We start from the raw sequence: 26,139 nt of genomic DNA, 5'->3' as shown, positions 1-26,139 counted from the left end.
CAGTACGGAACGTTCCCGTCCCCGCCGACAGATTCATGCAGGGGCCCCCGGGCCCCAGTTGCTAGGGCTTCAGCACCTCACCCAGTACTCGCGCCGCCCGCTCCACGTCCGCGAACCCCACGTACAGCGGCGTGAACCCGAACCGCAGCACGTCCGGCCGCCGCAGATCCCCGACGACGCCCCGCGCGATGAGCGCGCTCATCACCGGTTCCGCCTCCTCGCACCGCAGCGCGACCTGGCTGCCGCGCTCCGCGTGCGCGGCCGGGGTGACGGAGGTGACCCGGCCCTCTGGCACATACGCGGCGACGCACTCCAGGAAGAAGTCCGTCAGCGCCAGGGACTTGGCCCGTACCGCCTCGATCGACACCCCGTTCCACACGTCCAACGACGCTTCGAGCGCCAGCATGGAGAGGATGTCGGGGGTGCCGACCCGGCCCCGTACGGCACCGTCCGCCGGGGCGTACCCCGGTGTCATGCCGAACGGGTCGGCGTGCGACGTCCACCCCGGCAGGGGCGAGTCGAAGGCTGTCTGGTGGCGCTCGGCGACGTACAGGTAGGCGGGCGAACCGGGGCCGCCGTTCAGGTACTTGTACGTGCAGCCGACCGCGAGGTCCACGCCGTGCGCGTCGAGGCCGACGGGCAGGGCGCCCGCGCTGTGGCACAGGTCCCAGACGGCGAGACCGCCAGCCGCGTGCACGGCCGCGGTGAGTCCGGGCAGGTCGTGGAGCCTGCCGGTGCGGTAGTCGACATGGTTGAGCAGGACGGCCGCGGTACGGGGGCCGAGGGCGTCCGGCACCTCGGCGGGGGCGACCGGGACGAGCCGGTGGCCGGTCATCCGGGCCGCGGATGCGGCGATGTATCCGTCCGTGGGAAATGTCGTCGCGTCGACGAGGATCTCGTCGCGGCCCTCCGGCGCCAGCCGGCTCGCGGCGACGACGGCCTTGAAGACGTTCACACTGGTCGAATCGCCGACGACGATCTGCCCGGCGGCGGCCCCGACGAGCGGGGCGATGCGGTCGCCGATCCGCTCGGGCGCGGTCCACCAGCCGCTCTCGTCCCAGGACCGGATGCGCAGCTCGCCCCACTCGCGGGTGAGGACCTCCTGCACCCGGGCGGGTACGTGAGCGGGCAGCGCACCGAGCGAGTTGCCGTCGAGGTAGACGGTGTCGTCGAGGGTGAACAGCTTGCGCAGATCGGCGAGCCGGTCGGCGGCATCGAGTGCCGCGGCCCGCGCGGCGAAGGTCTCAGACATGGCTGCGCGCCGTCCACAGCTCGGGGAAGACGTTCTTCGTGGCCCGTTTCTCCAGCCACGCGACCCCCGCGGAACCGCCGGTACCGGTCTTCGAACCCATCGCGCGACGGGTGGCGACGAGATGGTCGTTGCGCCAGCGCCACACCAGTTCACCGACGTCGGTGAGCGCCTCGCCGAGCCGGACCAGCTCGTCGTGCTGGTCGGGGTTGGCGTAGATCTCCGCCCAGACGGCCTCGACCTCGGGGGACGGCTCGTACTTCTGCGTCAGGTCCCGGCCGAGCACGGCCTGCGGTACGGCGTGGCCGCGCCGGGCGAGCAGGGCGAGCGTCTCGTCGTACAGACTCGGTTCGCCGAGCGCCTTCTCCAGCTCGGCGTGGACGCGGGGCGCGCCCCGGTGCGGCACCAGCATGGACGCGGACTTGTCGCCGAGCAGGAACTCCATCCGCCGGTACATCGCCGACTGGAAGCCGGATCCCTCACCGAGGGCGGCGCGGTAGGAGTTGAACTGGGCGGGGGTGAGCTGGGCGAGCGGCGTCCAGGAGGCGTTGAGCGCCTCCAGTTCCCGCACCGACCGCTTGAGCGCGTCGCGTGCGACGGGCAGCCGGTCCTCGCGCAGGGCGTGCGCGGCGGTCTCCCACTCGTGGACGATGACGGTGAACCACAGTTCCATGACCTGGGTGGTGACCAGGAAGACCATTTCGCCCGGATCGTCGGAGCGAAGGTGCTGGAGATGGGTCAGGACATCCGCCTGGACATAGTCCTCGTACGGAGTCGTTCCCGCGAAGTCGAGGTGCGGGGTCTGCGCACCGGTGGCTTCGGGGTCGGGGTGGATCGTCGACATTGCTGTCTCCTCGACACGAGCTTCCGGGTAGCGGTCCGCCCCTTCCGTGAGGTGGTGGAGCTCCGGTCCCCTGCCCGCATCCTAAACGGAGCCCTCAGGAGCGCGCAGACCCCGCAGATACCGGTACATCTGCGGGGTCCGGAACGTCACAAGGTGTACGTGTACGTCTGGCCGAGGAGCTCGGTCGCCCCCGGCCGAGAGGTTCGGTCGCCTCTAGCCGAGGGTCTCGGCGGCGGTCGGCGAGGAGTCGCGCAGGAACGTCGAGCAGCGCTCGTACTCCTCCTGCTCACCGATCGCCTGGGCGGCCCGCGCCAGGGCGTGCAGGGCGCGCAGGAAGCCGCGGTTCGGCTCGTGCTCGAACGGTACGGGGCCGTGGCCCTTCCAGCCGGCCCTGCGCAGCGCGTCGAGGCCGCGGTGGTAGCCGGTGCGGGCGTAGGCGTACGACTCGATGACGCGGCCGCCCTCGAACGCCTCGTCGGCGAGCTGTGCCCAGGCCAGGGAGGAGGTCGGGTACTTCGCGGCGACGTCGGCGGGGGCCGTGCCGCTCGCGAGCAGCTCGCGCGGCTCCGGGTCGTCGGGCAGGTGGGTCGGGGGAGGCCCCCCGAGCAGGTTCTCGTGGATCGACATGGGTTCAAGTGTGCCTGGCAGATGCGCTCCGGGGGTACCCGGGCGCCGTGCGGTGGGTCAGTTCGCGCCGGGAGTATCCGGGCGCCCCGGGGAGGGCCGGTCCGCGCCCGGCTTCCCCGCCTCCTCGTGCGTGGGTTCCAGGGGCGGGGCGACGACGCCGCAGTGCACCGTGCACTCGGGGTGCGCCTTCTCCTTCCCGTCCACCGTGACGGGGGGCTTGCGTACGGTCGCCCAGGCGATCAATGAACCCAGCACGAGCAGCCCGGCACACATCGGCATGGCCCGCCGGAACGTCGCGGCGAACTCGTCGGCGTTCCGGTAGGCCTCCGGGCCCATCCCGGCGAGCAGCGGTAGCGCGGCCACCGCGATCAGCCCGGCGGCGCGGGCGGCCGCGTTGTTGATCCCGCTGGCGAGGCCGGCCCGTGCGGTGTCCACGGAGGCCAGGACGGTCGCGGTGAGCGGTGCCACCAGGGTGACGAGTCCGACGCCGAGCACACCGACTGCGGGAAACACATCGGCGAAGTAGGCGGAGACGGAGTTCGACCCCGGCCCGACCCGCAGCATCAGGAGCATTCCGGTGGCGGCGACCAGGGGGCCGACGGTGAGCGGAATGCGAGGCCCGATGCGCTGCCCCAGTTCGCCCGAGGAGGCCGAGAAGAGCAGCATCAGCACGGTCGTGGGCAGCAGGGCCGTGCCGGCGCCGAGAGCCGAGTACCCGGCCACGACCTGGAGCTGGATCGCGGAGAGGAAGAAGTAGCCGCCGAACGCCGCGTACACACAGAGAGTGATGATGTTGACGACGGTGAACTGCCGGGACGCGAACACCGACGACGGCAGCATCGGGTCCGCCCGCCGCCGCTCCACCTGCACGAACACCGCCCCGAGGACGATCCCGCCGACGGCCGCCCCGATCACCACCGCGGACGCCCCCTGTCCCGGCGCCTCGATCAGCGCATAGGTCACCAGGGCGAGGGCGAGCGCGCCGAGCACGGCGCCCAGCACGTCGAAGCGCCCGTGTGCGTCGGGGTCGCGCGATTCCGGTACGTGGCGCAGCGCCACCGGCAGACAGACCGCGGCGAGCGGCACGTTGAGCAGGAACACCCATCGCCAGCCGGGCCCGTCGACGAGCCAGCCACCGACGAACGGCCCGATGGCGGCGCCGACCCCGCCGAGCCCCGACCACACTCCGACCGCGCGGGCCCGGTCGTCCGGATGGAAGCTCGCCTGGATCAGTGCCAGCGAACCGGGTGTGAGGAGAGCCCCGCCGATGCCCTGGAGGGCGCGGGCGGCGATCAGGACGGCGGCGTTCGGCGAGATACCGCACATCACGGACGCGGCGGCGAACCAGACGACTCCGATGGCGAAGACCCGCCGCCGGCCGTACCGGTCGCCGAGGGCGCCACCGAGGAGGATCAGCCCGGCGAGGGTCAGCATGTAGGCGTTGACGGTCCACTGGAGGGCGGCCAGATCGGTGCCGAGGTCCTTGCCGATGCGGGGCAGGGCGACGTTGATGACGGTGGAGTCGAGCAGGGCCATGCTGGAGCCGAGGACGGTGGTGAGGATGACCCAGCGTCCGGTGGGGGAAGCGACGCGGATGGCTCCCGTCTCTGCGTCAGGCATACGAGCAGCATCGCCGCTCCCCGCCGGGAGGGCCATAGGGGCGAAGACGGCTCGGCGAGGTTCTGTCAGCCGGTCAGGGCGACGGAGGGGCGGCTGTCTCCCGTGCCGTTCCGGTCCACGTGGAATCCGGCCGCGCGGAACGCCCGGACGACGATCCCGCCGGCGTGTTCCATCGTCCGGGTGCTGCCGTCCGGGGCACCCCGGAACGCCAGGGTGAGACGGCCCGTGTCCCGCGCACGTTCGGCGTCCTGCCGCGTGTAGTAGCAGAACCCGACGAGGCCGGCGAGGCTGCCGCCGCGCGCGTGGGCGGCTTCGGTGCAGTCGTCGAAGCCGTCGGACTGGGTGGTGCCCACGCCGGCGAGCGCGACGAACCCCGCCGTGTTCAGCCCGTCCAGAACCTCGCCGACCCGCTTAAAAGGCCCATGCCCCGGGCGGGGTGCCCGGGGTGGCCACGGTCGGCACCCGACCCTACGACGCGCCTTGCGCCACGGCCCGTACGCCCCGGATCAGTGCCTCCACGCCCGCCTCCGCCTTGGACCGCGGACAACCGACGTTCAGCCGCACGAAGCCCTCCGCCCCGTACACCGCCCCCGGCATCACCGCGACCTTTTCGCGCTCGATCAGCACCCGCTGCAACGCCTCGTCGTCGCCGATTCCCGCCGGGCGCAGATCGATCCACGCCAGATAGCCGGCCTGTGGCGGCTGCCATCCCAGTTCCGGGAACGCCTCGTTCAGCCGCTCCGCGACCAGCGCCAGATTCCCGGCGACATACGCGCGGACCTCGTCCAGCCACGCCCCGGCCTCCCGGTATGCGGCGATGTGCGCGGTCAGTGACAGCACCGCCGGGGAGGCGAGCCCCTCTGCCGTCTCCATCCGGCGCAGGAACTCCGCCCGGTCGGCCGGATCGCCGATCAGCCCGTACGAGCCGGTCAGCGCCGGGAAGTTGAACGCCTTCGACGCGGAGGAGATCACCGCCCAGCGCCCGTCGCCCCCGACCCGCGTCCACGGCACATGCACATGCCCCTCGTGCACGAAGTCCGCATGGATCTCGTCGCTGATCACCGCGACCCCGTGCCGCGCGGCGAGCGCCGACATCTCGCCCAGTTCGGCCTCCGTCCATACCCGGCCCGTCGGGTTGTGCGGCGAGCACACGAGAAGGACCTTGCTGTCGGGGCGGGCGAGCTCACGTTCCAGTGCGGCCGTGTCCCCCACCGGCACGCCCCGCAGCTCGCGCCCGAGCCCGGTGATCGCCTTACGGAAACCGTCGTACGTCGGGGCGTGGACGACCACGCCCTCGCCCTCGGCCGTCCACATCTGCAGCAGCTGCGAGAGCTGGCTGAGCACGGACGGCCCGTACACCAGCTGCCCGGTGTCGATCCGTGTCCCGTACCGGGTCCCGTACCAGTGGGCTATCGCCGAGCGGAAGTCGTCCTGCTGCCAGGTCGTGTAGCCGAACACCCCGTGATCGAGACGGGTCCGCAGCGCGCTCAGCACCTCCGGTGCGGTCTCGAAGTCCATGTCGGAGATGGTGAACGGCAGCAGTCCGTCCACCCCGAACCGGTCCGCGACCCCGTCCCACTGGACGCACCAGGTGCCCCGGCGGTCGACGACGGTGTCGAAGTCATAGCGGGCGCTGGAACTCACAGGGATCCCTCACTTCTTCTCTCGGACATGCCGTGGGCCCGGCACCCAAGGGGTACCGGGCCCACGGCCACACTTCGTACCGGCTGCTACTTCAGCTTGGTGCCGGTGGAACGCAGGTTGGCGCAGGCCTCCGTGACGCGCTTGGCCATGCCCGCCTCGGCGGACTTGCCCCAGCTGCGCGGGTCGTAGACCTTCTTGTTGCCGACCTCGCCGTCGACCTTCAGCACACCGTCGTAGTTACGGAACACGTGGTCCACGATCGGGCGGGTGAAGGCGTACTGGGTGTCGGTGTCGAGGTTCATCTTCACGACGCCGTTCTCCAGCGCGGTGGCGATCTCCTGCTCGGTGGAGCCGGAGCCGCCGTGGAAGACGAAATCGAAGGGGTGGCTACCAGCGGCCTTGCCGTACTTGGCGGCGACGCCCTCCTGGAGGTCCTTCAGCAGCTCGGGACGGAGCACGACGTTGCCCGGCTTGTAGACGCCGTGGACGTTGCCGAAGGAGGCGGCCAGCAGGTAGCGGCCCTTCTCGCCCAGGCCGAGCGCCTCGGCGGTACGCAGCGCGTCGTCGACGGTCGTGTACAGCTCGTCGTTGATCTCGTGCGTGACGCCGTCCTCCTCGCCACCGGTCGGGGTGATCTCGACCTCAAGAATGATCTTGGCGGCGGCGGCCTTGGCGAGCAGCTCCTGGCCGATGGCCAGGTTGTCGGCGAGGGTCTCGGCCGAGCCGTCCCACATGTGGGACTGGAACAGCGGGTTCTGGCCCTTGGCTACGCGCTCGGCGGAGATGTCGAGCAGCGGACGTACATAACCGTCCAGCTTGTCCTTGGGGCAGTGGTCGGTGTGCAGCGCGACCGTGACGTCGTACTTGGCGGCGACGATGTGCGCGAACTCGGCGAGGGCGACGGCGCCCGTCACCATGTCCTTGTTGTGCTGGCCGCCCAGGAACTCCGCCCCACCGGTGGAGATCTGGACGATGCCGTCGCTCTCCGCCTCCGCGAAGCCGCGCAGTGCAGCGTGCAGGGTCTGGGTCGACGTCACATTGATGGCCGGGTAGGCGAACTTGCCTGCCTTCGCCCGGTCGAGCATCTCGGCGTAGACCTCGGGGGTTGCGATGGGCATCTGTCCGCTCCTTGGGATGTGCGGGTGTGCGTTGCTGGTTCCCTGACCTGGGGGCGACGTCATCGTCGCCCCCATCTTCCCAGACTCTCGCTCCGGCTCCACCCGGCCTGGCCCCCCACCGCTCGGGCGGGCGGTTCATGGGCATACGACAAGGGCGGGCTGTTTCACGTGAAACAGCCCGCCCTTATCAAAAACCGCAGGTCAACCCCAGCGTCAGGCCAGGTCGAGGTCCGCCACCATGTAGGCGTGGACATACGGGAGACCGGCCTCGGCAATGGCCGGAGCCGCACCCCGCTCCACGATCGTGGCGACGGCGACGACCTCGCCACCGGCCTCGCGCACCGCCTCGACGGCCGTCAGCGGCGAACCGCCGGTCGTCGAGGTGTCCTCGACGACCAGGCAACGGCGGCCCTTCACGTCCGCGCCCTCGATGCGGCGCTGCATCCCGTGCGCCTTCTGCGCCTTGCGGACGACGAACGCGTCCAGCTCCTGCCCGCGGGCGGCGGAGGCGTGCAGCATCGAGGTGGCGACCGGGTCGGCGCCCAGCGTCAGCCCACCCACGCAGTCGTAGTCCAGCTCGGCGGTGGCATCGAGCATGACCTGACCGACCATCGGAGCAGCCTTGCCGTCCAGCGTGATGCGGCGCAGGTCGATGTACCAGTCGGCCTCAAGACCCGAGGAGAGGGTCACCTTGCCGTGTACCACGGCCTTGTCCTTGATCTGCTGGAGCAGCTCAGCACGTACGTCAGTCATGGCTACGAGCTTAGACCGACCGGCAAATGGGGGGTGGGAGAAGGGAGTGGGGCTGGGTGCGTGCAGCTGCAAGGCGGAGGATTGAGGCATGGCGGAGCCATGGTGATGCACGCACTCCCTCAAGGCCTTAAGGGCCAGGGGGACCCCCTCAGCCCCGCGACGCCGCCCCTGTTTTCCGGTCGGCCTTGAGGCGCCCGTCTCACGGCCCGCGCCCACGCGGTCAGAGCCTGCGCCAGCTCCAGGTCGTCGCGATCTCCAGCGGCTCGATCGGGGTGACATACCGGGGCGCGGTGTTCAGCCCGTTCGGCGGGCCGGACTGCGGCTCCACACAGACCGCCTCGGCCTGCTCGTCGTAGATCACGACCCATTCGGCCCGGCTCTTCACGGTCAGTTGCAGCTGCTCCGGCCAGGTGAGCGTCACGTCGACGCCGTCCGGCATCCCGAAGCAGTCGTCCCACGGGCCGGGCAGGGGCGGGATGCGGCGGCCGGTCGGTAGATGGTTCTCGCCACGCTCCTCCTGCCAGGCCGCGTCGAAGGCGATCTCCACGTTCTTGCCGCCGAGATCCCGCAGGAACCAGGGGTGCCAGCCGGCCTGCGCCGGGAACGAATCCCCGTACGTCTCGATGCCGAACGCAAGCGTGAGCGAGTCCTCGGACAACTCGAAGGTCTGGGTCACCCGGCCCGGATACGGCCAGGGGTCGGCAAGGTCGTAGTAGAACGCGGCCTCCCGCTCGCCCACTCGGGCGGTGCGCCAGGCGGTGTCCCTGCCGGTGCCGTGGATGGCGTGCGGCGGGGAGTTCAGCGGCAACCGGTGCGGGACGTCGCCGTTGTGGAAGAGCCCGTTCTCGGTGCGCCCGCACCACGGCACCATCGGGAAGCAGCCGTACCACTCCCCCTGCCGCAGCACCTCGGTGCCACCGATCCGCAGGCTGCTGATGCGACAGCCGTTGGCGGGGTTCACGGTCAGCTCTGCATCGCCGACGGACAGCCGGACGTCCTTCTCGCTGCTACTCACCCGACCGACATTACTGGCGCTGCTACTACCTCCGCCGCCTCAGCGCCCTGCTCACCACGACGGCGGAGGCGAGCGCGAGCGCGGCGGCGGGAGCGATCCAGCGGAGTGTGGCGCCCGCGGTGGTCGAATCGGGTGACGGTACGGGGGCGTACCTGCCGCGCGGCGGCGCGTGGTCGACCTCCTCGGCGCTGCGGCCGATCATGGTGCGCCTGGCGTGCGCGGCCTCGGCCGGGGGGCCGTCGGGGACGGTGAACTCCACCTCCGCCACGGGGTCGAGCGACGGCGGGGGCGCGGGGGCGTCGAAGACGGAGCCCGTGCCCGGGGGTTTCTCGGTGGAGGGTGTCTCGTCCGCAGTGGCGCCGTCGTCGGTGTCGTCGGCGGCTTCAGTGGTGTCCGCGCCGGTCGCGTCGGCCTCCTCGGCCGCCTCCTCGATGGCCTGTTCCACGGCTTCCCCGACGGACCGCTCGGCCCCGCCGAGGTCCTTGCCCGCCTCGTCCTCGCCCGCCAGCGTCTCCGTCACCAGTTGCTGCACAAAGCGGTCCAGCAGTCGGTGGGCCGTCGCGAGCGCCGCCGCCGGGTCCAGCTCCAGGAGGCGGCCGTCGCCACTCGCCGTACCCGCGAACCCGATCGCCGTACCACCGTCCTTCTGCGTCAGGCTGATCGTCAGAGCCAGCTTCGCCGAGCCGGTCCCCCTGGCCTCGACACCCTCGCCCGCCACCAGGATCCCGTCGTTCCCGTCCGGGCCGTCCTGCGGGGAAACGGTGAGCCGCAGCGCACCGCGGTACGTGATCGTGTGGCCGTCGACCCGGACCTTGAGCCGGCCGGACAGCGGGCCCGCGGACGCGTCGGCGTCCTGCTGGAGCCCCGGTACGCAGCGCGCGACGCGGGCGGGATCGCCCAGCGTCCGCCGAAGGGACGGGACCGGAACCGGAACGAACACCTCATGCTCCATGGAAACCGAGCCTACTCAGCCCCGGCCATCACGTCAGCGGTTCCGCGTCGCAAAGCCGACGGGCGTACGGCGTACGGCGTCCGGCTCACCGGTCCTCCCAGTACCGCGGATGTACCAGCGTCGACGGCAGCAGCCCGCGCAGCCGTCCGCTCTCCGCGTCCCGTCCCGCGCGCATCAGCGAGGCCTGCGTCAGCGACCGCAGCTTCGGCGCCCCCGGGGCGAGCCGGAGCACCGGCGCCCTGACCGGCCGGGCGAGGACGAAGCCCCAGCCGTGCTCGGCCTGCGCCCGGTGCGTGGCCCTGTCGGGGCCCGCCGCGAAATCGGAGAGCCGGCCGCTGATCCGGTACGGGCGGGTGTGCAGACCTGCCGCCCTCATCGACGCCTCCACCGTCCAGTACGTACGCGGCCGGGTCACCGGCGGGCCTCCGTGCACCACCAGCCGGCCGCCCGGTGCGAGGGCCTCCGAGACCAGGCCGTAGAACTCCGCCGAGTAGAGCTTCGTGCCGACGGAGATCCCGGGGTCGGGCAGATCGGAGATCACCACGTCGTAGCTGCCGTGCACCGCCCGCAGCCAGTTGAAGGCGTCGGCGTTGACGGCCGTCAGTCGCGGATCGCGGTACGCGTGGGCGTTCAGCGCCGAGAGCGCACGGTCGGTACGGGCCAACCGGGTGACACCGGGATCGAGCTCGACGAGGGTGACGCTGCGTACGTCCGGGTAGCGCAGCACCTCCCGGGCGGCGAGACCGTCACCACCGCCCAGGATCAGAACACGGGCGCGTGGCCCGTTCATCGCCGGGTGCACCAGCGCCTCGTGGTAGCGGTACTCGTCGCGCGCGCTGACCCGCAGCCGCCCGTCCAGATACAGGTCCAGGGAGCTGCGGCCCGCCCCCGTCAGCACCACCTCCTGGACCCCGGTCTGCACCGCGACCCGCACCCCGTCCCCGTACACCGCACGCCGCGCCGCCCGCTCGAAGTCACCGACCAGCGCGGTGACGGTGGCGAGTACGGCGATCACGGCCACGTTGACGAGGATCAGCAGCCACCGGGAGCGCGGGGTGAGGTCCCGCCGGAACACCCACAGCACCAGCGCCCCGCCCGCCGCCGCGTTGACCGCGCCGGTGAACAGCGCCCCGGTGAGCTGTCCCAGCACCGGCAGCAGCAGAAAGGGGAACGCGAGCCCGCCGACCAGCGCACCCACGTAGTCGGCGGCGAACAGATCCGCGACGGTCCCGCCCGCGTCCTGCCGGTCGACGCGCTGGATCAGCGTCATCAGCAGCGGGATCTCCGCCCCGATCAGGACGCCGATCGTGAGCGAGAACCCGACCAGGGCGTACCGCGACTCCCCGATCCAGGCGAACGACGCGTACAGCACGACCGCCGAGGAGCCGCCGACGAGTGCGAGCGCCGCCTCGATCAGCCCGAAACCGACTGCTGCACGGCTGCGTAAACGTTTCGCGAGGAGCGAGCCGACGCCCATCGCGAACACCATCACGGAGAGCACGACGGACGCCTGGGTGACGGAATCACCGATCAAGTAGGAGGCGAGCGCCACCAGTTCGAGCTCGTAGACCAGACCGCAGGCAGCACAGATGAAGACAGCGGCCAGCACGAGACACCGACCGGTCCTCGGCCGCACGGGAAGACGCCCCGCGCCCCCTCGCAGCGACACCTGCTGATCGATCATGATGCGAACGCTACGTCACGACGAGGTGGCCGCCTGTCACCCACAAGGGTGCAAGTGGCGCGCTCACAACGGAGTTGGGCCGCGTCAGAGCGCTGCCGCCGGCATCCGCACTCCCACTCGGGTGCGCGTCACCACCAGCTGCCCCTCCTGCGGGTACGCATGCCAGGTGCGCCACCGCACCTGGCCTTCGGTCCGCTGGGCGAGCATGGCGGTGAAGGCGTGCGGGCTGCCGGGGAACGTCCCGGCGAGACCGTGGGGATGGTCGGTCACGAGCGCGAGGAGCTCCTGCGCACGCCCCGCGAACGAGCCCGCCGAGAGCGTCTCGACGCGCGCCGCGAATTCGTACTCCCACTCTCCGAGCCGCTTGGAGACACCGAGCGGCAGCGGTGTGCTGCTGCCCGGGATGCACGCGACGGTTTCGGAACAGTTGCCCCGGTCCTCCTCCAGGAGCACTTGGTGGGAGGCGCCGAGCAGGCGCAGTTGGAGTCGGGCACCGGCGAGATCGAGGTCGAGCACGGCCAGGGCGGGGAGCGGTTCGCGCCCCAGTGCCCAGGCCAGGTCTGCAGCGCGGGTGTCGGAATAGGCCGTCTGGAGGGTCGTGAGCATGGGTCGGCTCCGCAAACAAGCGTGGACACATGGACAGGGGACGCCTCCGACGTGATGCACGTGGGAGGTGGGAAGCGCCCGATCAGGTCCAACTCGGGTCCGAGGGCTGGATGTTCTCTCAACCGAGGGAATCACGAAGTAAGCCGCATCCACAGCGTTTTTGCCCAACTTGACGCGGTTTCCATCCCCTCGGGGGCCTCTCGGTTCATCTGTTCACCGGTATCTCGGGAAAAGCCCCAACAAAAAGGTGCCCGGCGGGAGTTCATCCGCCGGGCACCTGTGGGGCACCGGAACCGCACGGGCCCGGCACCGGGCGTGTGGCCCTGCCCGGTCACGGATCAGCTGCCCCGTGTCAGCTGCCTCCGCCGCATCCGCCCCCGCCGCCGCACGAGGAGCCGCCACCGCACGAGGAGTGACCGCCGCCGCACGAATGCCCCCCGGAGTGCCCGCCGGAGTGCCCGCTGCTGCTTCCGCAGGACGAGCCACCGCCACCGTCACCCCCCGCCCACCAGCTGCCACCCGCGGCGCTGCCGCCGCTCGCGCCCCGGCGCGCGCCCCGCCCGCGCTTCTTCTTCCGGTTGCCGGCCCCCACCAGCGAGATGACCAGCCCGATCACGGCAAACGCGATCACCACTGTGACAAAGGTTCCCACCGACCTCACGTCCTTCTGTTCCCCCGAAGCGAGGTCCCTCGCTTCCGTCCGCTTCCTGCGTGAGTGGGGGATGCCCCCGGCCCCGTGCGGCCAAAGCAGACTTGAGCAACTCCAGAGCTTCCGCGCAGGACGGCGGCCATGACACGGGGACGACCGCTGCTCAACCGCCGCCTCACCGAGTTCGGCACAACGATCTCCGCGGAGATGTCGGCGCTTGCCGTACGGACCGGCTCCATCAACCTTGCCCAGGGCTTCCCCGACACCGACGGCCCGAAGAGATCAGAGAGGCCGCGGTCCGGGCACTGCGCGCCGGGCACGGCAACTGGTCTCCGAGGTCGCGACACTGCACGACCTGAAGGACGCGCTTGTACGCGACATCTCGGCGAAGGCCGGCGTTCTCCTGGAGCAGGAGGCGGAGCCCGACGAGAAGTGCGAGTTTCCCTCTCCGCGATCCCCACGCCGCGCGAGGCCGCGACCGGCTATGCGTCAGGATGGCCCCGGAGCATCGACGGGTAGCCGAGCAAGAACGGTGGAGACATGAACGCCAGGCCACTGCTGAACCGAAGGCTGAACGGACTCGGGACGACGATCTTCGCGGAGATGTCGGCGCTGGCATCCGCGACGGGCGCGATCAACCTGGGCCAAGGCTTCCCCGACACCGACGGGCCCGAAGAGATCAGAGAGGCCGCCGTCCGTGCCTTGCGGGAGGGCAAGGGCAACCAGTACCCGCCCGGCCCGGGCGTTCCGGAACTGCGCGCCGCGATCTCCGAACACCAACAGCGCTTCTACGAACTCTCCTTCGACCCCGATACCGAGGTCCTGGTCACCGCCGGCGCCACCGAGGCCATCGCCGCCACCATGCTGGCGCTGCTGGAGCCGGGCGACGAGGTGATCGCCTTCGAACCCTTCTATGACTCCTACGCCGCCTGCATCGCGATGGCCGGTGCGAAGCGCGTGCCGCTCACGCTGCGAGCGCCGTCCTTCCGCCCAGACCTGGATGAGCTGCGCGCCAAGATCACCCCGCGGACCCGTCTCCTGCTCCTCAACACCCCGCACAACCCGACCGGGATGGTCCTCTCCGCCGAAGAGCAGAACGCCATCGCTGTACTCGCCGTCGAGCACGATCTGCTCGTCGTCACCGACGAGGTGTACGAGCACCTTGTCTATGAGGGCACGCACCGCCCCATCGCGGCCCTGCCCGGCATGCGTGAGCGCACCGTCTCCATTTCGTCCGCCGGCAAGACCTTCTCGTTCACCGGATGGAAGGTTGGCTGGGTCACGGCGAACGGCCCGCTCGTCTCAGCGGTCCGGACGGCCAAGCAGTACCTGACGTACGTCAGCGCGGGCCCCTTCCAGTACGCGATCGCCGAAGCGCTGCGCCTGCCGGACTCGTACTTTGACAGCTTCCGCGCCAACCTCCGCCGCAAGCGCAACCTGCTCGGCGACGGCCTGCGCGCGGCCGGGTTCGAGGTCTACCAACCCCAGGGCACTTACTTCATCACCACCGACATCACCTCCTTCGGCGAGAAGGACGCCTACGCCTTCTGCCGCGCGCTCCCCGAACGCTGCGGCGTCGTCGCCATCCCCAACTCCGTGTTCTACGACGACCTCGACGCCGGCCGCAGCCAGGTCCGCTTCACCTTCTGCAAGGGGGACGACGTCCTCCAGGAGGCAGCCAGTCGGCTGCGGCACCTGGCGTCTTGAACCCGCGCCCCCTTCATCCCGAATGAAGTACGGACCCCAACCTGACCAGGGGCTTTACGTGTAACCCGGCGCGGTGCGGTGCCAGCCGCCTGCGCCGTTCGGCACCGGTCCCCACGAGAGGAGGGACCGGTGGCGAATGGCGCGGCGTCGTTTTCCGGACGCGCCGGGGCGGGCGGCGCGGAGGAGTCCAGGGGCGAAGGGCCGGGTGCCGGGGGAGCTGTTGACCATGGCGATCAGGACGACGATCCCGGCGATGGTGAGGACACAGCCCGCGGTGATCAGGGTGCGCTGGGTCAGCCGAGCTCCTCCGCAGTAATGTCTCCGCGTCGGCGAGGCCACGCTGCGCGAGCTGTTGGACGCCTGACCGACCGAACGCCCGGCCCGGCGCGTATGCCGTACCCGGCTCCTACACCGGTCACAGGCCGAGCGGACTCTCCCCTCCGGTACGGCCCGCCCGGTCTGCCCGTCCCGAAGTCCCTCGGCGTGCCCGCCGTACCGTTCACCGGCAGCCGTAACGGAGTTTGAGCGGTTTCCACGGGACACACCCCGCACCCCACCGCACACAGGTGAACGGCCGGGGAAGGACGGCGGACGCCGGCGACCGCGTCGTGAACACTCGGGAACGGTTGACGGACGATGCGCCCGCGCCGCCGGAACGCCACAACTCCCCATGTTCCACTGCCCCGGACAAGGCATCGCCGCATCTCCCGGCGCACCGGCGCACATCCAGGGGCGGACAGCTCCGCGTCCTCACAGGCCCGTCACAACTTAACGGCACACCGAACCACTTCCGGATCGGACGCGTAGTCACCAGTGACACATTTATGCCGCACCTCCTGTAGGGAATTCATGACGCGCAGATGGCCGCTCATCACCACGATCACCGTATTGACCGTCGCGCTGGCCTTCGTCGTCGTCCAACTGGTGCGCGGCCAGGACTCCGGGAAGGAACAGGCCGGGGCGAAACCGGCCGCGTCGAGCCCCGGCGTGCCGGGAGGGCTGGAATCCGCGTCGTCGACGCCCAAGAAGCACGCCGGCAAGGGCAAGAGCCCGGCGCCCTCCGGGGTTCACCCCAGCACGGGGACCACTTTCCCCGACACGGGGACCACGAGGCACACCTCACCGACGGGGCAGACGACAGCCCAGGCCAAGATCCCGGAACACGCCGCGGACAAGGCCCGTACGACGACCCCGGCGCCCGTCGTCATCAAGCCGGTCGCGAAGCTGCACGCCGCCACGTCCTGGAAGTCCGACCGGCTGCAGCTGGGCATGCAGGCCGACGGCAACCTCGTGCTCTACGACCGGCAGGAAAAGCGGGTGCTCTGGGCTGCCGGCACCTCCGGCAAGGACAACATGGCGGCCTTCCAGGATGACGGCAATCTCGTCATCTACACCGCAGCCGGTCGAGCGATATGGGCCTCGAACCCCGCCGGCTTCACCAACGCCACCCTGGTCATCCAGCCCGACGGCAACGTCGTCATCATGGCCGGTGGGAAGCAGGTGTGGGCCACGAACACGCACATCTGACGCCGACAGCAGGCCCGTCCCGGGCGCCCCACAGCCGCCACCACGCCTCTTCTTCCCCAACGCGAGGAACGTGACGCCATGCCCCTGCTGTCCAGCATCAGCATGGCCGCGTATCTGATGTCCGGCGGCAGAAGGCTGCTGATTCTGCTGGGCATCGCCTTCGTGGTGCTGTCGATCGGCGTCACCGTTGCCGTCCGGATGCAGATGCGTGGCCAGGCACGCAAGAAGAAGATGCGAGCCCCGGACCTCTACCTGGAGCATCTGGTCGAGGTGCGGGGCGTCGCCCGGCAGGTCGCCGAGAACCAGCGGCTGGTCGCGGCGTGGTCCTTCCCGTCCCCCTACCGGCTGTGAGCGATCGCCGCCGCGCGCCGACGGGTGTGGGAGCGCCGCGCCACCGACCCCGACTTCCTGCGGATATGTGTCGGCGTCGGGACGGCGCCGCTGTCGACGCCCATCCGGCCGGCCACCCGGAACGATCCGACGGTGGAGTACGACACCCGGGCCAAGGCCGCCGCCGACCGGCTGATCGAGTCGATGTCCACGGTCAGCAGCCAGCCGGCGGTGGTTGATCCGGGGCGCGCCGGTGTCGTCAGCGTGCTGGGGTCGTCGGATGCGGCCCGCGGGGTGGTAAGAGCCCTTCTGTGCCAGCCGGCGGTGCGGCACGCGCCCGACGACGTGGGCATGGCCATCGTCACCGGCGGCGAGGACTGGGAGTGGGCCAAGTGGCTGCCGCACACCCACGAGCCGGATGCCACCGGTGAGGCCAAAGTGGTGCCGCTGGCCGCGGAGGACTTCGAAGGCATCGCCGGCTACCTGCGGACGCGACTGGAGCAGGCCGCGGAACGGCCGGACGTCAGGCATACCGAGGCCGGCGCCCCGAGGGCGGCGCCGGCCTCAGCCATGCTGGGCCCGGCCGTTCTCCGACTGGTCGAGCCAATGCCCGTCCTCGTCGTCCACCGAGGCTCGGAGAAACCATCGGTCCCGGATCGAATACGGGTCGAGGCCCGCAGAGCCGCCGCGCCTGTCGGGGGCACACCGCTCAGCAGGACCCGAGCCCCTGCGCTATCGCCCTGCCGCCCGCCAAAGGCCATTACAACCACCCGATCGTGGTGGAGCCAGAAGAACTCGGAAATGTGGGCGCGAACCACCCCCTTGAGCGCCCCCGACCTGCCAGGACCGGGGCCAAAAGAACTCGGAACCCTGGTCCCAAAACAAGTGCTTACAAACAGCCCCCGGTCTGCCCGTCCAGAAGTCCCTCGGCGTGCCCGCCGTACCGTTCACCGGCAGCCGTAACGGAGTTTGAGCGGTTTCCACGGGACACACCCCGCACCCCACCGCACACAGGTGAACGGCCGGGGAAGGACGGCGGACGCCGGCGACCGCGTCGTGAACACTCGGGAACGGTTGGCGGACGATGCGCCCGCGCCGCCGGAACGTCGCAACTCCCCATGTTCCACTGCCCCGGACAAGGCATCGCCGCATCTCCCGGCGCACCGGCGCACATCCAGGGGCGGACAGCTCCGCGTCCTCACAGGCCTGTCACAACTTAACGGCACACCGAACCACTTCCGGATCGGACGCGTGATCACCAGTGACACATTTATGCCGCACCTCCTGAGGACATTCATGACGCGCAGATGGCTGCTCATCACCACGATCACCGTATTGACCGTCGCGCTGGCCTTCGTCGTCGTCCAACTGGTGCGCGGCCAGGACTCCGGGAAGGAACAGGCCGGGGCGAAACCGGCCGGAGCGAAACCGGCCGCGTCGAGCCCGACCGACGACAAGAGGAACAGCGACGGCCCCATCCCGGCCGGCTACCTCGGCACCTGGTCGGGCTCCATCGACAACGCCGCGGGCCACTCCACCCGGGAACTCGTCATCCAGCAGGGCACGGTCGGCCGGAGGGTCCTCACCCTCACCGCGGACGGCCCGCTCGACGGTGGCGGCTCCTACCACTGCGTCTTCCAGGCGGACCTGACCGCGGAACCGTCCCCGACCGGCCCGGTGGAGGTCGGCCCCTCCACGGTCGTCGTCGGCGAACCCATGACGTCCTGCACCGCGGGCAAACCCACCACGCTCACCCTGCTCCCGGACGGCTCTCTGCGCCGCGAGAACACGGACACCGGCGAGAAGCTCACGTACACCAAGGCCGACTGATCAGCGCAGCAGGGCAGACACCGCGTTCAGCAGCAACAGCGTGTGGACGAACCGGTCCGGCGCGGTCGGCGGGAAATACCACGCCAACGGCCATGTACGGCCGGCCAGGGCGGGGATCGGCACATAACTGATCCGGCCCACCGCCGCGTTGAACGGAATCGCTCCGGCCGGCCAGGACTTGCGTACGGTACTTCCGGCCGGGACGAAGAAGTACACCGCCCGCCGCCCGTTCGCCTCGGTGACGACGGGCCCCGGCTCGCCGCCCGTAATCGCCTCCATCAAGAAGGCGAGCCGCCGCCCTTCGTCACCGTCCACGCGCACGGCTTCGAATTGCGCGCCCGCCTTGCGGAGTTGAAATCCGGAAGCCGGAATCCATTCACGTTTCAGTTCACTTCTCGGCGCATCCACGGGACCAGTCCGCCCCCGGTTGGCTAGCGTCTCCCTTGACTGACGAGGGGGGTCACAAACCCGTCGACCTGCGCGAACTCCCCTGAACCTCAGTTGAATCCGGCGGGGCCGGGTAGTGACCGGTTGAGACCGGTCGAGTCGAAAAGGGATCGCAGCCGTAGCGGAGTTGGAGCGGATTCCACGGGACACACCCCGCACCCCACCGCACACAGGTGAACGGCCGGGGAAAGCCGGCGGACCCCGGCGACCGCGTCGTGAACACTCGGGAACGGTTGACGGACGATGCGCCCGCGCCGCCGGAACGCCACAACTCCCCATGTTCCACTGCCCCGAACAAGGCATCGCCGCATCTCCCGGCGCACCGGCGCACATCCAGGGGCGGACAGCTCCGCGTCCTCACAGGCCCGTCACAACTTAACGGCACACCGAACCACTTCCGGATCGGACGCGTGATCACCAGTGACATATATATGCCGCACCTCCTGAGGACATTCATGACGCGCAGATGGCCGCTCATCACCACGATCACCGTATTGACCGTCGCGCTGGCCTTCGTCGTCGTCCAACTGGTGCGCGGCCAGGACTCCGGGAAGGAACAGGCCGGGGCGAAACCGGCCGCGTCGAGCCCGACCGACGACGCCGAGTCGCTGCAGGGCCTCGGCTGGTGGCCCCTGCACCAGTCCGGCACCGCGAAGGCCGGCGAGCACGACGCCGTGGTCAGGGGCGGCACGCAGTGGACCGACGGCCCCGAGGGCGGCGCCGTGCAACTGGACGGCACCAGCGGATACGCGGACTCCAACACCCGGCTCGACACCGTGGGCAAGGACTACTCGGTCGCCGCGCGGGTGCGCCTCACCCCCCAGGGCATGACCGGCATCCACACCGCCCTGTCCCAGGACGGCGACCGGATCAGCACATTCTTCCTCCAGTACTCCGGCCCGGACGGGAACTTCGCCTTCAGTTTCGGCGGTGCCCGTACGGTCGCGAAGACGCCCGAGAAGCCGCAGCCCGGCCGCTGGTACCACCTGACCGGCACGTACAGTCAGAAGGACCACCGGATGCAGGTCTACGTGGACGGCCGGCTCGCGGGAACCAGGGTGGCCTCCAGCAGCGTGAAACCCACCGGCACTGTGGTGATCGGACGCGGCAAGTTCGATGGGAAGGCGGCCGACTACTGGAACGGCGACATCGCCGACATACATGTCTACAACCGGGAGTTGACGTCCCGTGAGGTGGGCTCGCTTTCCTCTCGCGAACCGGGCTGACCGGCGCTGACGGGGCGAGTTCACCGCCGCCGCAGGCTGACGGGCGCCGCACGGGCGCACGGCGGCTCGCGGCGGCGCCTGCCGGTTGTCCCGCAGCCGGCGGAACCCGCCTTCCCCACAGACGACCGGAGAGGAAGGGCCCTTGTCGGCCAGCGCTTCGACCGAAGGCCTCATACCTGGCCCCCGCGCCGCGGAACCCCACCCCGACGAGTTCCTCAGAGCGCTCTACCACTTCCACGGCAGCGCCTTGCTGCAGTTCGCCGCACGGCGGCTGGAGGGCGACTGGCACCGCGCCGAGGACGTCGTCCAGGAAGTCGCGATACGCGCCTGGCGGCACGCCGAGGAACTCGACCCGACCACGGATTCGGTACGGCCCTGGCTGTTCACCGCGCTGCGCAATCTGGTCATCGACGGCCACCGGGCCCGCCAGGCCAGACCACCGGAGACCGGTGACCCCGAACTCGCCCACCTGCCGGTGTCCGACGGCGTGGACCACATGCTCACCTCCCAGGTGCTCATCGACGCCTTGCGGGACCTGCGGCCGGCACAGCGCGAGGTCCTGCTGCACGTGCACTACCTGGGACGCAGCGTCAACCAGACGGCCGAGGTCCTCGGCGTGCCGCCGGGCACGGTCAAGTCGCGGACGTACTACGCCGCCCGCGCCCTGCGCGAGGCGCTGCACAGCCGCGGGCTGTACGCGGGCGACGTGTACCGCGAGGCCGGATGACACTTATGCCAGACGTCCCGCGTGCCGGGTGATCTCCAGGCCGAGCGGCCCGGTGTCTAGCGATCCGCCCGCACCGGCACGCCAGCGCCACCCCGTGGGTGCCTCGCCGACCACCAGCAGCGCGTCCCCGCGCCGCAGACCGGCCAGTGCCCCCTCCCGTCGCGGGAGCTGCGAGGCGTCCACGACGAACAGGTGCGGCGCCTCGCCCTGGACGGCGATCCGGCTGCTGCCCTCGATCAGCCGGAAGATCTGGGTGACGTCGGGCGAGCCGGGCTCCGGCGCTCCCGTGCCCGCCGACGCCGCCACCGTGGCGAACGCATCCTCCAGGCTGGCCGCGCTGTGCAGACGCGAGGTCCGCGGCTCGTCGCCGGAAAGGAGCCCGCCGTCGGCCAGGGATCCCACCAGGGTGACCTCGGCGAGCGCCCCCACCGGGCCGGCGAGCGCCTCGGTGACGACGGCCCGCACCAGGCTGCGCACCTCCTTGTCCGGCCCCGTCACCGACACGGGCCCCGCCGCCCGGGAGAGGTCGACCAGCACGCGGTCGGGTCCGTCCAGGCCCACCGTCACCGTCAGCGCGTACGGCAGGGCCGGTTCGCCCTCCGGGCCGGGGCGGTGCAGATCGTCGGGCGAGATCGTCCAGCGCTCGCCGTCCGCCTCGACTCTCCAGGGCGCGGGGGCGGCCTCCTCGGCCCCGGCCAGCAGCAGTGCGAGCCGCTCCTCGGAGTAGACGACGGCGTACAGGTCGGGCAGCGACCGGCCGGAACGCAGGCATTCGCCCGTCAGCCGGCGCAGGCCCGCGTTGACCACGTCCAGCGCCTCCCGGCCCACGACGGCCGCCGAGGCCGCGACGGGCTTCGGCGGGCGGGGTGGCCGGCGTCGCTCGGTGACGATCAGCGCGGCCACCGCGCCGATCAGCGCCAGCCCCAGCACCACGGCCAGGACGTACCAGATCATCTTCTGACTCCTTGTCGGGACGCCCCGGCGGCGGAGCCGGGACGGTCGAGAACGGGGGCTGCACAGTCGCTGCGCCGTGCCCCCGATGGCCACTACGGCGCCCGTCGGCGGATGGTTCACCGGTGCGCCGGGTGAACCATCCGCCGACGGGCGCCGTAGGTCCCGTCAGTGGCACGGCAGCCGCCGAGTGCGGCTGCCGAGGCCCCCCATTCACGCCGGCTGGAGGACGTTCTCGTGTCGTTGATGTTGACCGTGGTCGAGGAGGGCGGTGACGCGTTCGACGTCCACCTCGACGCCGATCCCGACACGCCTGTGCGCGCTGTCGCGGAGGCGCTGGCCGGGGCAGGAGGCGTCCACCGGCCCCCGGAGGGCCTCGGCCTGTATGCCGGCGACCGGCTGCTGCCCGCCGATATGCGGCTGCGGGACGCGCCGCTGCACCACGCGGCCATCGTGGGCCTGGGCCGCCCCGCGGGCACCGTGTCGGCCGAACCGGCCGGGCTGGTGGAGGTCCGTACGGTCGGTGGGACCGGCGCGGGCACCGTACACCGGCTCGACATGGGGGAGTACCGGATCGGGCTGGCCCACGACGGGACCGCCCAGGTGCTGCGCGCCGTACCGGACCGTCCGTTCGCCGTCCTGGCGGTGGGCCCCCAAGGACGCTGCCGTATCACGCCCGACGCCTCCGCGCCGGGCGACGGCACCCTGCAACTGGACCGCGAGGACCTCGCCGAGGCGACCGCCTGGCCGGCCGGCGCACAGCTCCTCGTCGGAGACAGCCTGCTCGAACTCGCCCTCCCGCAGAAGCCGGACGCGGCCGTGCAGCCGTCGGAGGACGGCACCGGCTGGGACTACAACCGGCCGCCGCGGCTGCGGCCGGCCGAGAACGCCACCCGCTTCACCCTGCCCTCCCCGCCCGCCCCGCCCGCCGCCCGGCCGCTCCCGTGGATCACCGCGGCGGCCCCGCTGGTGATGGCGGGGGCCGGGGCGCTGATATTCGACCGTATGTCGATGCTGCTGTTCGGGCTGCTCTCCCCGGTCGCGATCCTCGGCAACTATCTGATGAGCCGGCGTACCGGGCGCCAGACCCACTCCGGCAGTGTCGCCGCCTACGAGGAGAAGAAGGCACGCATCGAGGGCGACGCGGCGAAGGCCCTGGCGGCCGAACGCACCGCCCGGCGCCGCGGTTTCCCGGACCCGGCCGAGGTCCTCCTGACCGCCGTCGGCCCCCGGCGCCGCCTGTGGGAACGCCGTACCTCCGACGCCGACTTCCTCGAACTGCGCATCGGAACCGCCGATCTGGCCTCCGACGTGGTGCTCCAGGACCCGACGAAGGACGAACACCGCCGCGAGGACCCGCGGACCGCGTACGACGTCCCGGTGACCGTTCCGCTGCGGGAGCACGACGTCCTGGGCATCGCCGGCGAGGGCCCGGCCGCGCGCGCCGTGTCGCGCTGGGCGGTCGCCCAGGCCGCTGTCCTGCACAGCCCCCGTGACCTCCAGATCTATCTGCTGACGACCGGCGAACGGGGCCGGGACGGCTGGTCCTGGCTGCGCTGGCTGCCGCATGTGCGCAAGAAGTCCGGCGACACCCCGGCCAGCATCGGCTACGGCACGGAGACCTGCGCCCGGCGGGTCGCCGAACTCACCGCGCTGATCGTCGAGCGCGCCGGACGGCAGGACCGGCGGAGCCGGCCCGCCGGGCCCGACGTGCTCGTCATCCTCGACGGAGCCCGCAGGCTGCGTTCGCTGCCCGGCGTGGCGCAGATCCTGCGCGACGGACCGGCCGTCGGCGTCCGCGCGGTCTGCCTGGACGCCGAGGAGCGGCTGCTGCCCGAGGAGTGCCACGCCGTCGTCGCCGAGGAGCCCGGCGGAACCGTACGGGTGGGACGCTCCGGGAGGGGCACCGTCGGGGGCATCCGGCCCGACGCGGTGTCCCTGGACTGGTGCCGTTCGCTGGCCCGCGCGATGGGCCCGCTGCGGGACCCGGGCGGTGCCGACGAGGAGGCCGCGGTGCTTCCCGGCTCCGCGCGGCTGCTCGACGTCCTCGCCCTCGACCCGCCGCAGGCCGCCGGCATCCGGGCGCGCTGGACGGCCGGGGGCCGCTCGACCCGGGCAGCCGTCGGCGTCTCCCTGGACGGCCCGTTCTACCTGGACCTGCGGCGCGACGGCCCGCACGGGCTGGTCGCCGGCACCACCGGCTCCGGCAAGTCCGAACTCCTCCAGACTCTGGTCGCCTCGCTCGCGGTGGCGAACCGTCCGGACGCGATGACGTTCGTCCTGGTCGACTACAAGGGCGGCTCCGCGTTCAAGGACTGCGTCGACCTGCCGCACACCGTCGGCATGGTCACCGACCTCGACGCCCACCTCGTCGAGCGGGCCCTGGTGTCGCTGACGGCGGAACTCACCCGGCGCGAGCACATCCTCGCCGCGGCCGGCGCCAAGGACATCGAGGACTACGTCGAGCTGCTGGAGCGCAACCCGGCGGGCCGCGCGCCGATGCCCCGGCTGCTCATCGTCATCGACGAGTTCGCCTCGATGGTGCGCGACCTGCCGGACTTCGTGAAGGGTCTGGTCAACATCGCCCAGCGGGGCCGCAGCCTCGGCATCCACCTGATCCTGGCGACGCAGCGCCCCAGCGGCGTCGTCTCCTCGGAGATCCGCGCCAACACCAACCTGCGCATCGCGCTGCGGGTGACGGACGCCGGAGAGAGCACGGACGTCCTCAACTCCCCCGAGGCCGCCGGGATCTCGCAGGGCACCCCCGGTCGCGCCTATGTGCGCCTGGGCCAGAACTCCCTCGTGCCGTTCCAGTCCGGACGGGTCGGCGGCCGTCGGCCCGGTGCCGCGGCGATCTCGCTGCCGGCACCCTGGGCGGTGACGGTCGGCTGGGAGCGGCTCGGCGAGCCGCTCCCGGCGCGGCCCCGCGGCGCGGCCGTACCCGCCGAGGTGGAGACCGACCTCACCGGGCTCGTCACGGCGATCCGCGAAGCGGACCGGGAGATGGGCATCCCCGCGCAGCACAGCCCCTGGCTCCCGCCGCTGCCCGAGGTCCTGGTCACCGGCGAGCTGCCGGCGCCCCCGCCCTCGGACTACGACCTCGCGCCCGTCGCGTACGGCGTGGTGGACCTGCCCGCGCAGCAGGCCCGGCTGCCTCTGGTGATCGACCCGGCGACGCTCGGGCACCTGCACATCATCGGCTCGCCCCGGCAGGGCAGGTCGCAGACACTGCGCACCATCGCCGGCACCCTGGCCTCCGCCCATTCCCCGGACCGGCTGCACATGTACGGCATCGACTGCGGCAACGGCGCGCTGCTGCCCATCGAGGGGCTGCCGCACTGCGGGGCCATCACCCAGCGCACCCAGCCCGACCGGGTGGCCCGGCTGCTCGCCCGGCTGTCCGAGGAGCTGACCCGGCGCCAGGAGATGCTCGCCGCCCGTGGCAGCGCCGACCTGCCGGAGCTCCGCCGCGCCCTGCCGGAGGCCGAACGGCCGCCGCACATCGTGCTGTTCATCGACCGGTGGGAGGTCTTCGACAAGCAGCTCGGCGAGTACGACTCCGGGAACCTGCTGAGCTCCGTGCTGACCCTGCTCCGGGACGGCGCGAGCGTCGGCATCCACCTGGTGATGACCGGTGACCGGGCGCTGTTCTCCAGCCGGGTCAACGGCTCCACCGAGGACAAGCTCGTGCTGAAGCTGAACGAGAAGTCCGAGTACGGGATGATCGGCATCACCCAGCGCAACGTGCCCGACGAGATCCCGCCGGGCCGCGCGTTCCGTGCCGCCGACAAGGCGGAGGTGCAGATCGCGCTCCTCACGGACAACCCGGAAGGCCAGGCGCAGGCCGTGGCGCTCCAGCGGATCGCCGAGTACTGCCGCGAGCAGGCGGCCCAGCTGCCGGACTCCACCCGGCCGTTCCGCGTCGACACCCTGCCGGACCGGCTCACCTGGGAGGAGGCGATCCGGTACGTGCCGCAGCCGCTGCCGTCCGCACGGTGGGCCCTGTCCGGTGTCGGCGGCGACGAACTCATCGCGTCCGGGCCGGACTTCGCCATCACGTCGACCTTCCTCGTCGCCGGGCCCGCCCGCTCCGGCCGCAGCACCGTCCTGGCGACTCTGGCACTGTCGCTGCTGTCGACCGGGATGCCGATCGTCGTCGGCGCGCCCTCCAGGTCGCAGCTGCGCCAACTCGCCGGACGGCCCGGTGTGCTCGCGGTCTTCGACGAGTCCGACATCGACCCCACCGCGCTGGAGGAGGCACTGGCGTCCTCGCCGCAGGGGGCCGTGGTGATACTGGACGACGCCGACCTGCTGCTGAAGACGAAGGCCGAGCCCGTCCTCACCCAGATCGCCAAGTCCGGTGCCGAGAACGGCCGGGGCCTGGTGATCTCCGGGCAGACCGACCGGCTCTCCTCCGGCTTCTCCGGCTGGCACACCGAGGCCCGCCGCAACCGGTGCGGTCTGCTGCTGAAGCCGCAGAACATGAGCGACGGCGAACTGATCGGCGTCAAGGTGCCCCGCAGCCGCCTGGGCGCGACCCGCCCGGGGCGGGCGATCCTGCACCTGGGCGACGGCGTGCTGCGCACCGTCCAGGTCCCGGAGACGGTGCTTCCGCCGGCCGGGAGCTGAGCGC

The 26,139-nt window shown here is 71.3% G+C and carries 22 protein-coding genes and 1 pseudogene; 8 read left to right on the top strand and 15 right to left on the bottom strand.

Going from position 1 to position 26,139, the window contains the following annotated elements:
- Positions 1 to 61 precede the first annotated feature (61 nt).
- The 12 genes from kynU to OG609_RS21910 all read right to left on the bottom strand — a co-directional run bounded on the left by kynU (position 62) and on the right by OG609_RS21910 (position 12,112).
- Entirely contained in the window at positions 62 to 1,252 is a 1,191-nt protein-coding gene (gene kynU / locus OG609_RS21965; RefSeq protein WP_327274378.1) for a kynureninase, read from the bottom strand.
- Positions 1,245 to 2,093: a tryptophan 2,3-dioxygenase family protein gene (locus tag OG609_RS21960; protein WP_327274377.1), complete on the bottom strand. Its 849-nt coding sequence runs from the start codon at positions 2,091 to 2,093 to the stop codon at positions 1,245 to 1,247. The genes kynU and OG609_RS21960 overlap by 8 nt, the downstream gene beginning before the upstream one ends.
- A 213-nt stretch (positions 2,094 to 2,306) precedes the next feature.
- On the bottom strand, positions 2,307 to 2,720 hold the full coding sequence (locus OG609_RS21955; RefSeq protein ID WP_327274376.1) for a DUF3151 domain-containing protein: 414 nt from the start codon (positions 2,718 to 2,720) through the stop codon (positions 2,307 to 2,309).
- 57 nt (positions 2,721 to 2,777) lie between these two features.
- Positions 2,778 to 4,340, bottom strand: a complete 1,563-nt coding sequence (locus OG609_RS21950) for an MFS transporter (RefSeq protein WP_327274375.1) — start codon at positions 4,338 to 4,340, stop codon at positions 2,778 to 2,780.
- A 65-nt stretch (positions 4,341 to 4,405) separates the two neighbouring features.
- The gene (locus OG609_RS21945) at positions 4,406 to 4,726 is read right to left on the bottom strand and encodes a DUF6891 domain-containing protein (protein WP_385654521.1); all 321 of its coding nucleotides are present in this window, start codon (positions 4,724 to 4,726) and stop codon (positions 4,406 to 4,408) included.
- A gap of 82 nt (positions 4,727 to 4,808) precedes the next feature.
- A complete protein-coding gene (locus OG609_RS21940) occupies positions 4,809 to 5,984 on the bottom strand; it encodes a MalY/PatB family protein (protein WP_327274373.1) in 1,176 nt (391 codons plus the stop codon).
- Positions 5,985 to 6,070: 86 nt separating this feature from the next.
- Positions 6,071 to 7,102 carry a class II fructose-bisphosphate aldolase gene (fbaA, locus tag OG609_RS21935; RefSeq protein ID WP_327274372.1) on the bottom strand — a complete coding sequence of 344 codons (1,032 nt, stop codon included), beginning with the start codon at positions 7,100 to 7,102 and terminating at the stop codon, positions 6,071 to 6,073.
- Positions 7,103 to 7,315: 213 nt separating this feature from the next.
- Positions 7,316 to 7,855 carry an orotate phosphoribosyltransferase gene (gene pyrE, locus OG609_RS21930; protein ID WP_327274371.1) on the bottom strand — a complete coding sequence of 180 codons (540 nt, stop codon included), beginning with the start codon at positions 7,853 to 7,855 and terminating at the stop codon, positions 7,316 to 7,318.
- 220 nt (positions 7,856 to 8,075) lie between these two features.
- Entirely contained in the window at positions 8,076 to 8,870 is a 795-nt protein-coding gene (locus OG609_RS21925; protein WP_327274370.1) for an aldose epimerase family protein, read from the bottom strand.
- 25 nt (positions 8,871 to 8,895) lie between these two features.
- The gene (locus OG609_RS21920) at positions 8,896 to 9,822 is read right to left on the bottom strand and encodes a carbon monoxide dehydrogenase (RefSeq protein WP_327274369.1); all 927 of its coding nucleotides are present in this window, start codon (positions 9,820 to 9,822) and stop codon (positions 8,896 to 8,898) included.
- An 85-nt stretch (positions 9,823 to 9,907) separates the two neighbouring features.
- On the bottom strand, positions 9,908 to 11,506 hold the full coding sequence (locus OG609_RS21915; protein WP_327274368.1) for a polyamine aminopropyltransferase: 1,599 nt from the start codon (positions 11,504 to 11,506) through the stop codon (positions 9,908 to 9,910).
- An 84-nt stretch (positions 11,507 to 11,590) separates the two neighbouring features.
- Complete coding sequence (locus OG609_RS21910; RefSeq protein WP_327274367.1) at positions 11,591 to 12,112, bottom strand: DUF2617 family protein; 522 nt, start codon at positions 12,110 to 12,112, stop codon at positions 11,591 to 11,593.
- A 790-nt stretch (positions 12,113 to 12,902) separates the two neighbouring features.
- On the opposite strand from OG609_RS21910, the pseudogene OG609_RS21905 reads away from it, so the two are divergent.
- From OG609_RS21905 to OG609_RS21890, 4 genes and pseudogenes are all read left to right on the top strand, one after another.
- Positions 12,903 to 13,096 (top strand): annotated as a pseudogene (locus OG609_RS21905) (aminotransferase); the annotation flags it as partial.
- 205 nt (positions 13,097 to 13,301) lie between these two features.
- Positions 13,302 to 14,468: a pyridoxal phosphate-dependent aminotransferase gene (locus OG609_RS21900; RefSeq protein ID WP_327274366.1), complete on the top strand. Its 1,167-nt coding sequence runs from the start codon at positions 13,302 to 13,304 to the stop codon at positions 14,466 to 14,468.
- 849 nt (positions 14,469 to 15,317) lie between these two features.
- The gene (locus OG609_RS21895) at positions 15,318 to 15,995 is read left to right on the top strand and encodes a hypothetical protein (protein WP_327274365.1); all 678 of its coding nucleotides are present in this window, start codon (positions 15,318 to 15,320) and stop codon (positions 15,993 to 15,995) included.
- Positions 15,996 to 16,073: 78 nt separating this feature from the next.
- Positions 16,074 to 16,346, top strand: coding sequence for a hypothetical protein (locus tag OG609_RS21890; protein WP_327274364.1), 273 nt, complete (start codon positions 16,074 to 16,076; stop codon positions 16,344 to 16,346).
- Here the strand turns inward: OG609_RS21890 and OG609_RS21885 are convergent.
- On the bottom strand, positions 16,334 to 16,798 hold the full coding sequence (locus tag OG609_RS21885; RefSeq protein ID WP_327274363.1) for a hypothetical protein: 465 nt from the start codon (positions 16,796 to 16,798) through the stop codon (positions 16,334 to 16,336). The two genes, OG609_RS21890 and OG609_RS21885, sit on opposite strands and share 13 nt — an antisense overlap.
- An 823-nt stretch (positions 16,799 to 17,621) precedes the next feature.
- On the opposite strand from OG609_RS21885, the gene OG609_RS21880 reads away from it, so the two are divergent.
- Positions 17,622 to 18,155 (top strand): hypothetical protein, encoded by a 534-nt coding sequence (locus tag OG609_RS21880; protein ID WP_442817989.1) that lies wholly within the window; start codon positions 17,622 to 17,624, stop codon positions 18,153 to 18,155.
- On the opposite strand, the gene OG609_RS21875 is transcribed toward OG609_RS21880, so the two are convergent.
- Positions 18,156 to 18,542, bottom strand: coding sequence for a hypothetical protein (locus OG609_RS21875; RefSeq protein ID WP_327278132.1), 387 nt, complete (start codon positions 18,540 to 18,542; stop codon positions 18,156 to 18,158). It lies immediately after the preceding gene.
- 515 nt (positions 18,543 to 19,057) lie between these two features.
- Here OG609_RS21875 and OG609_RS21870 point away from each other — a divergent pair.
- Together OG609_RS21870 and OG609_RS21865 are read left to right on the top strand one after the other, a co-directional pair.
- Positions 19,058 to 19,828, top strand: a complete 771-nt coding sequence (locus tag OG609_RS21870) for a LamG domain-containing protein (RefSeq protein ID WP_327274362.1) — start codon at positions 19,058 to 19,060, stop codon at positions 19,826 to 19,828.
- Between the two features lie 142 nt (positions 19,829 to 19,970).
- The gene (locus OG609_RS21865; RefSeq protein WP_327274361.1) at positions 19,971 to 20,555 is read left to right on the top strand and encodes a sigma-70 family RNA polymerase sigma factor; all 585 of its coding nucleotides are present in this window, start codon (positions 19,971 to 19,973) and stop codon (positions 20,553 to 20,555) included.
- Positions 20,556 to 20,558: 3 nt separating this feature from the next.
- Here OG609_RS21865 and OG609_RS21860 read toward each other — a convergent pair whose 3' ends face one another.
- Entirely contained in the window at positions 20,559 to 21,509 is a 951-nt protein-coding gene (locus OG609_RS21860; RefSeq protein ID WP_327274360.1) for a hypothetical protein, read from the bottom strand.
- Positions 21,510 to 21,752: 243 nt separating this feature from the next.
- On the opposite strand from OG609_RS21860, the gene OG609_RS21855 reads away from it, so the two are divergent.
- Entirely contained in the window at positions 21,753 to 26,135 is a 4,383-nt protein-coding gene (locus OG609_RS21855; protein ID WP_327278131.1) for an FtsK/SpoIIIE domain-containing protein, read from the top strand.
- Positions 26,136 to 26,139 lie beyond the last annotated feature (4 nt).

Source organism: Streptomyces sp. NBC_01224, assembly GCF_036002945.1.
Taxonomy (GTDB): Bacteria; Actinomycetota; Actinomycetes; order Streptomycetales; family Streptomycetaceae; genus Streptomyces.
This window is presented reverse-complemented; position numbering and strand designations above follow the sequence as displayed.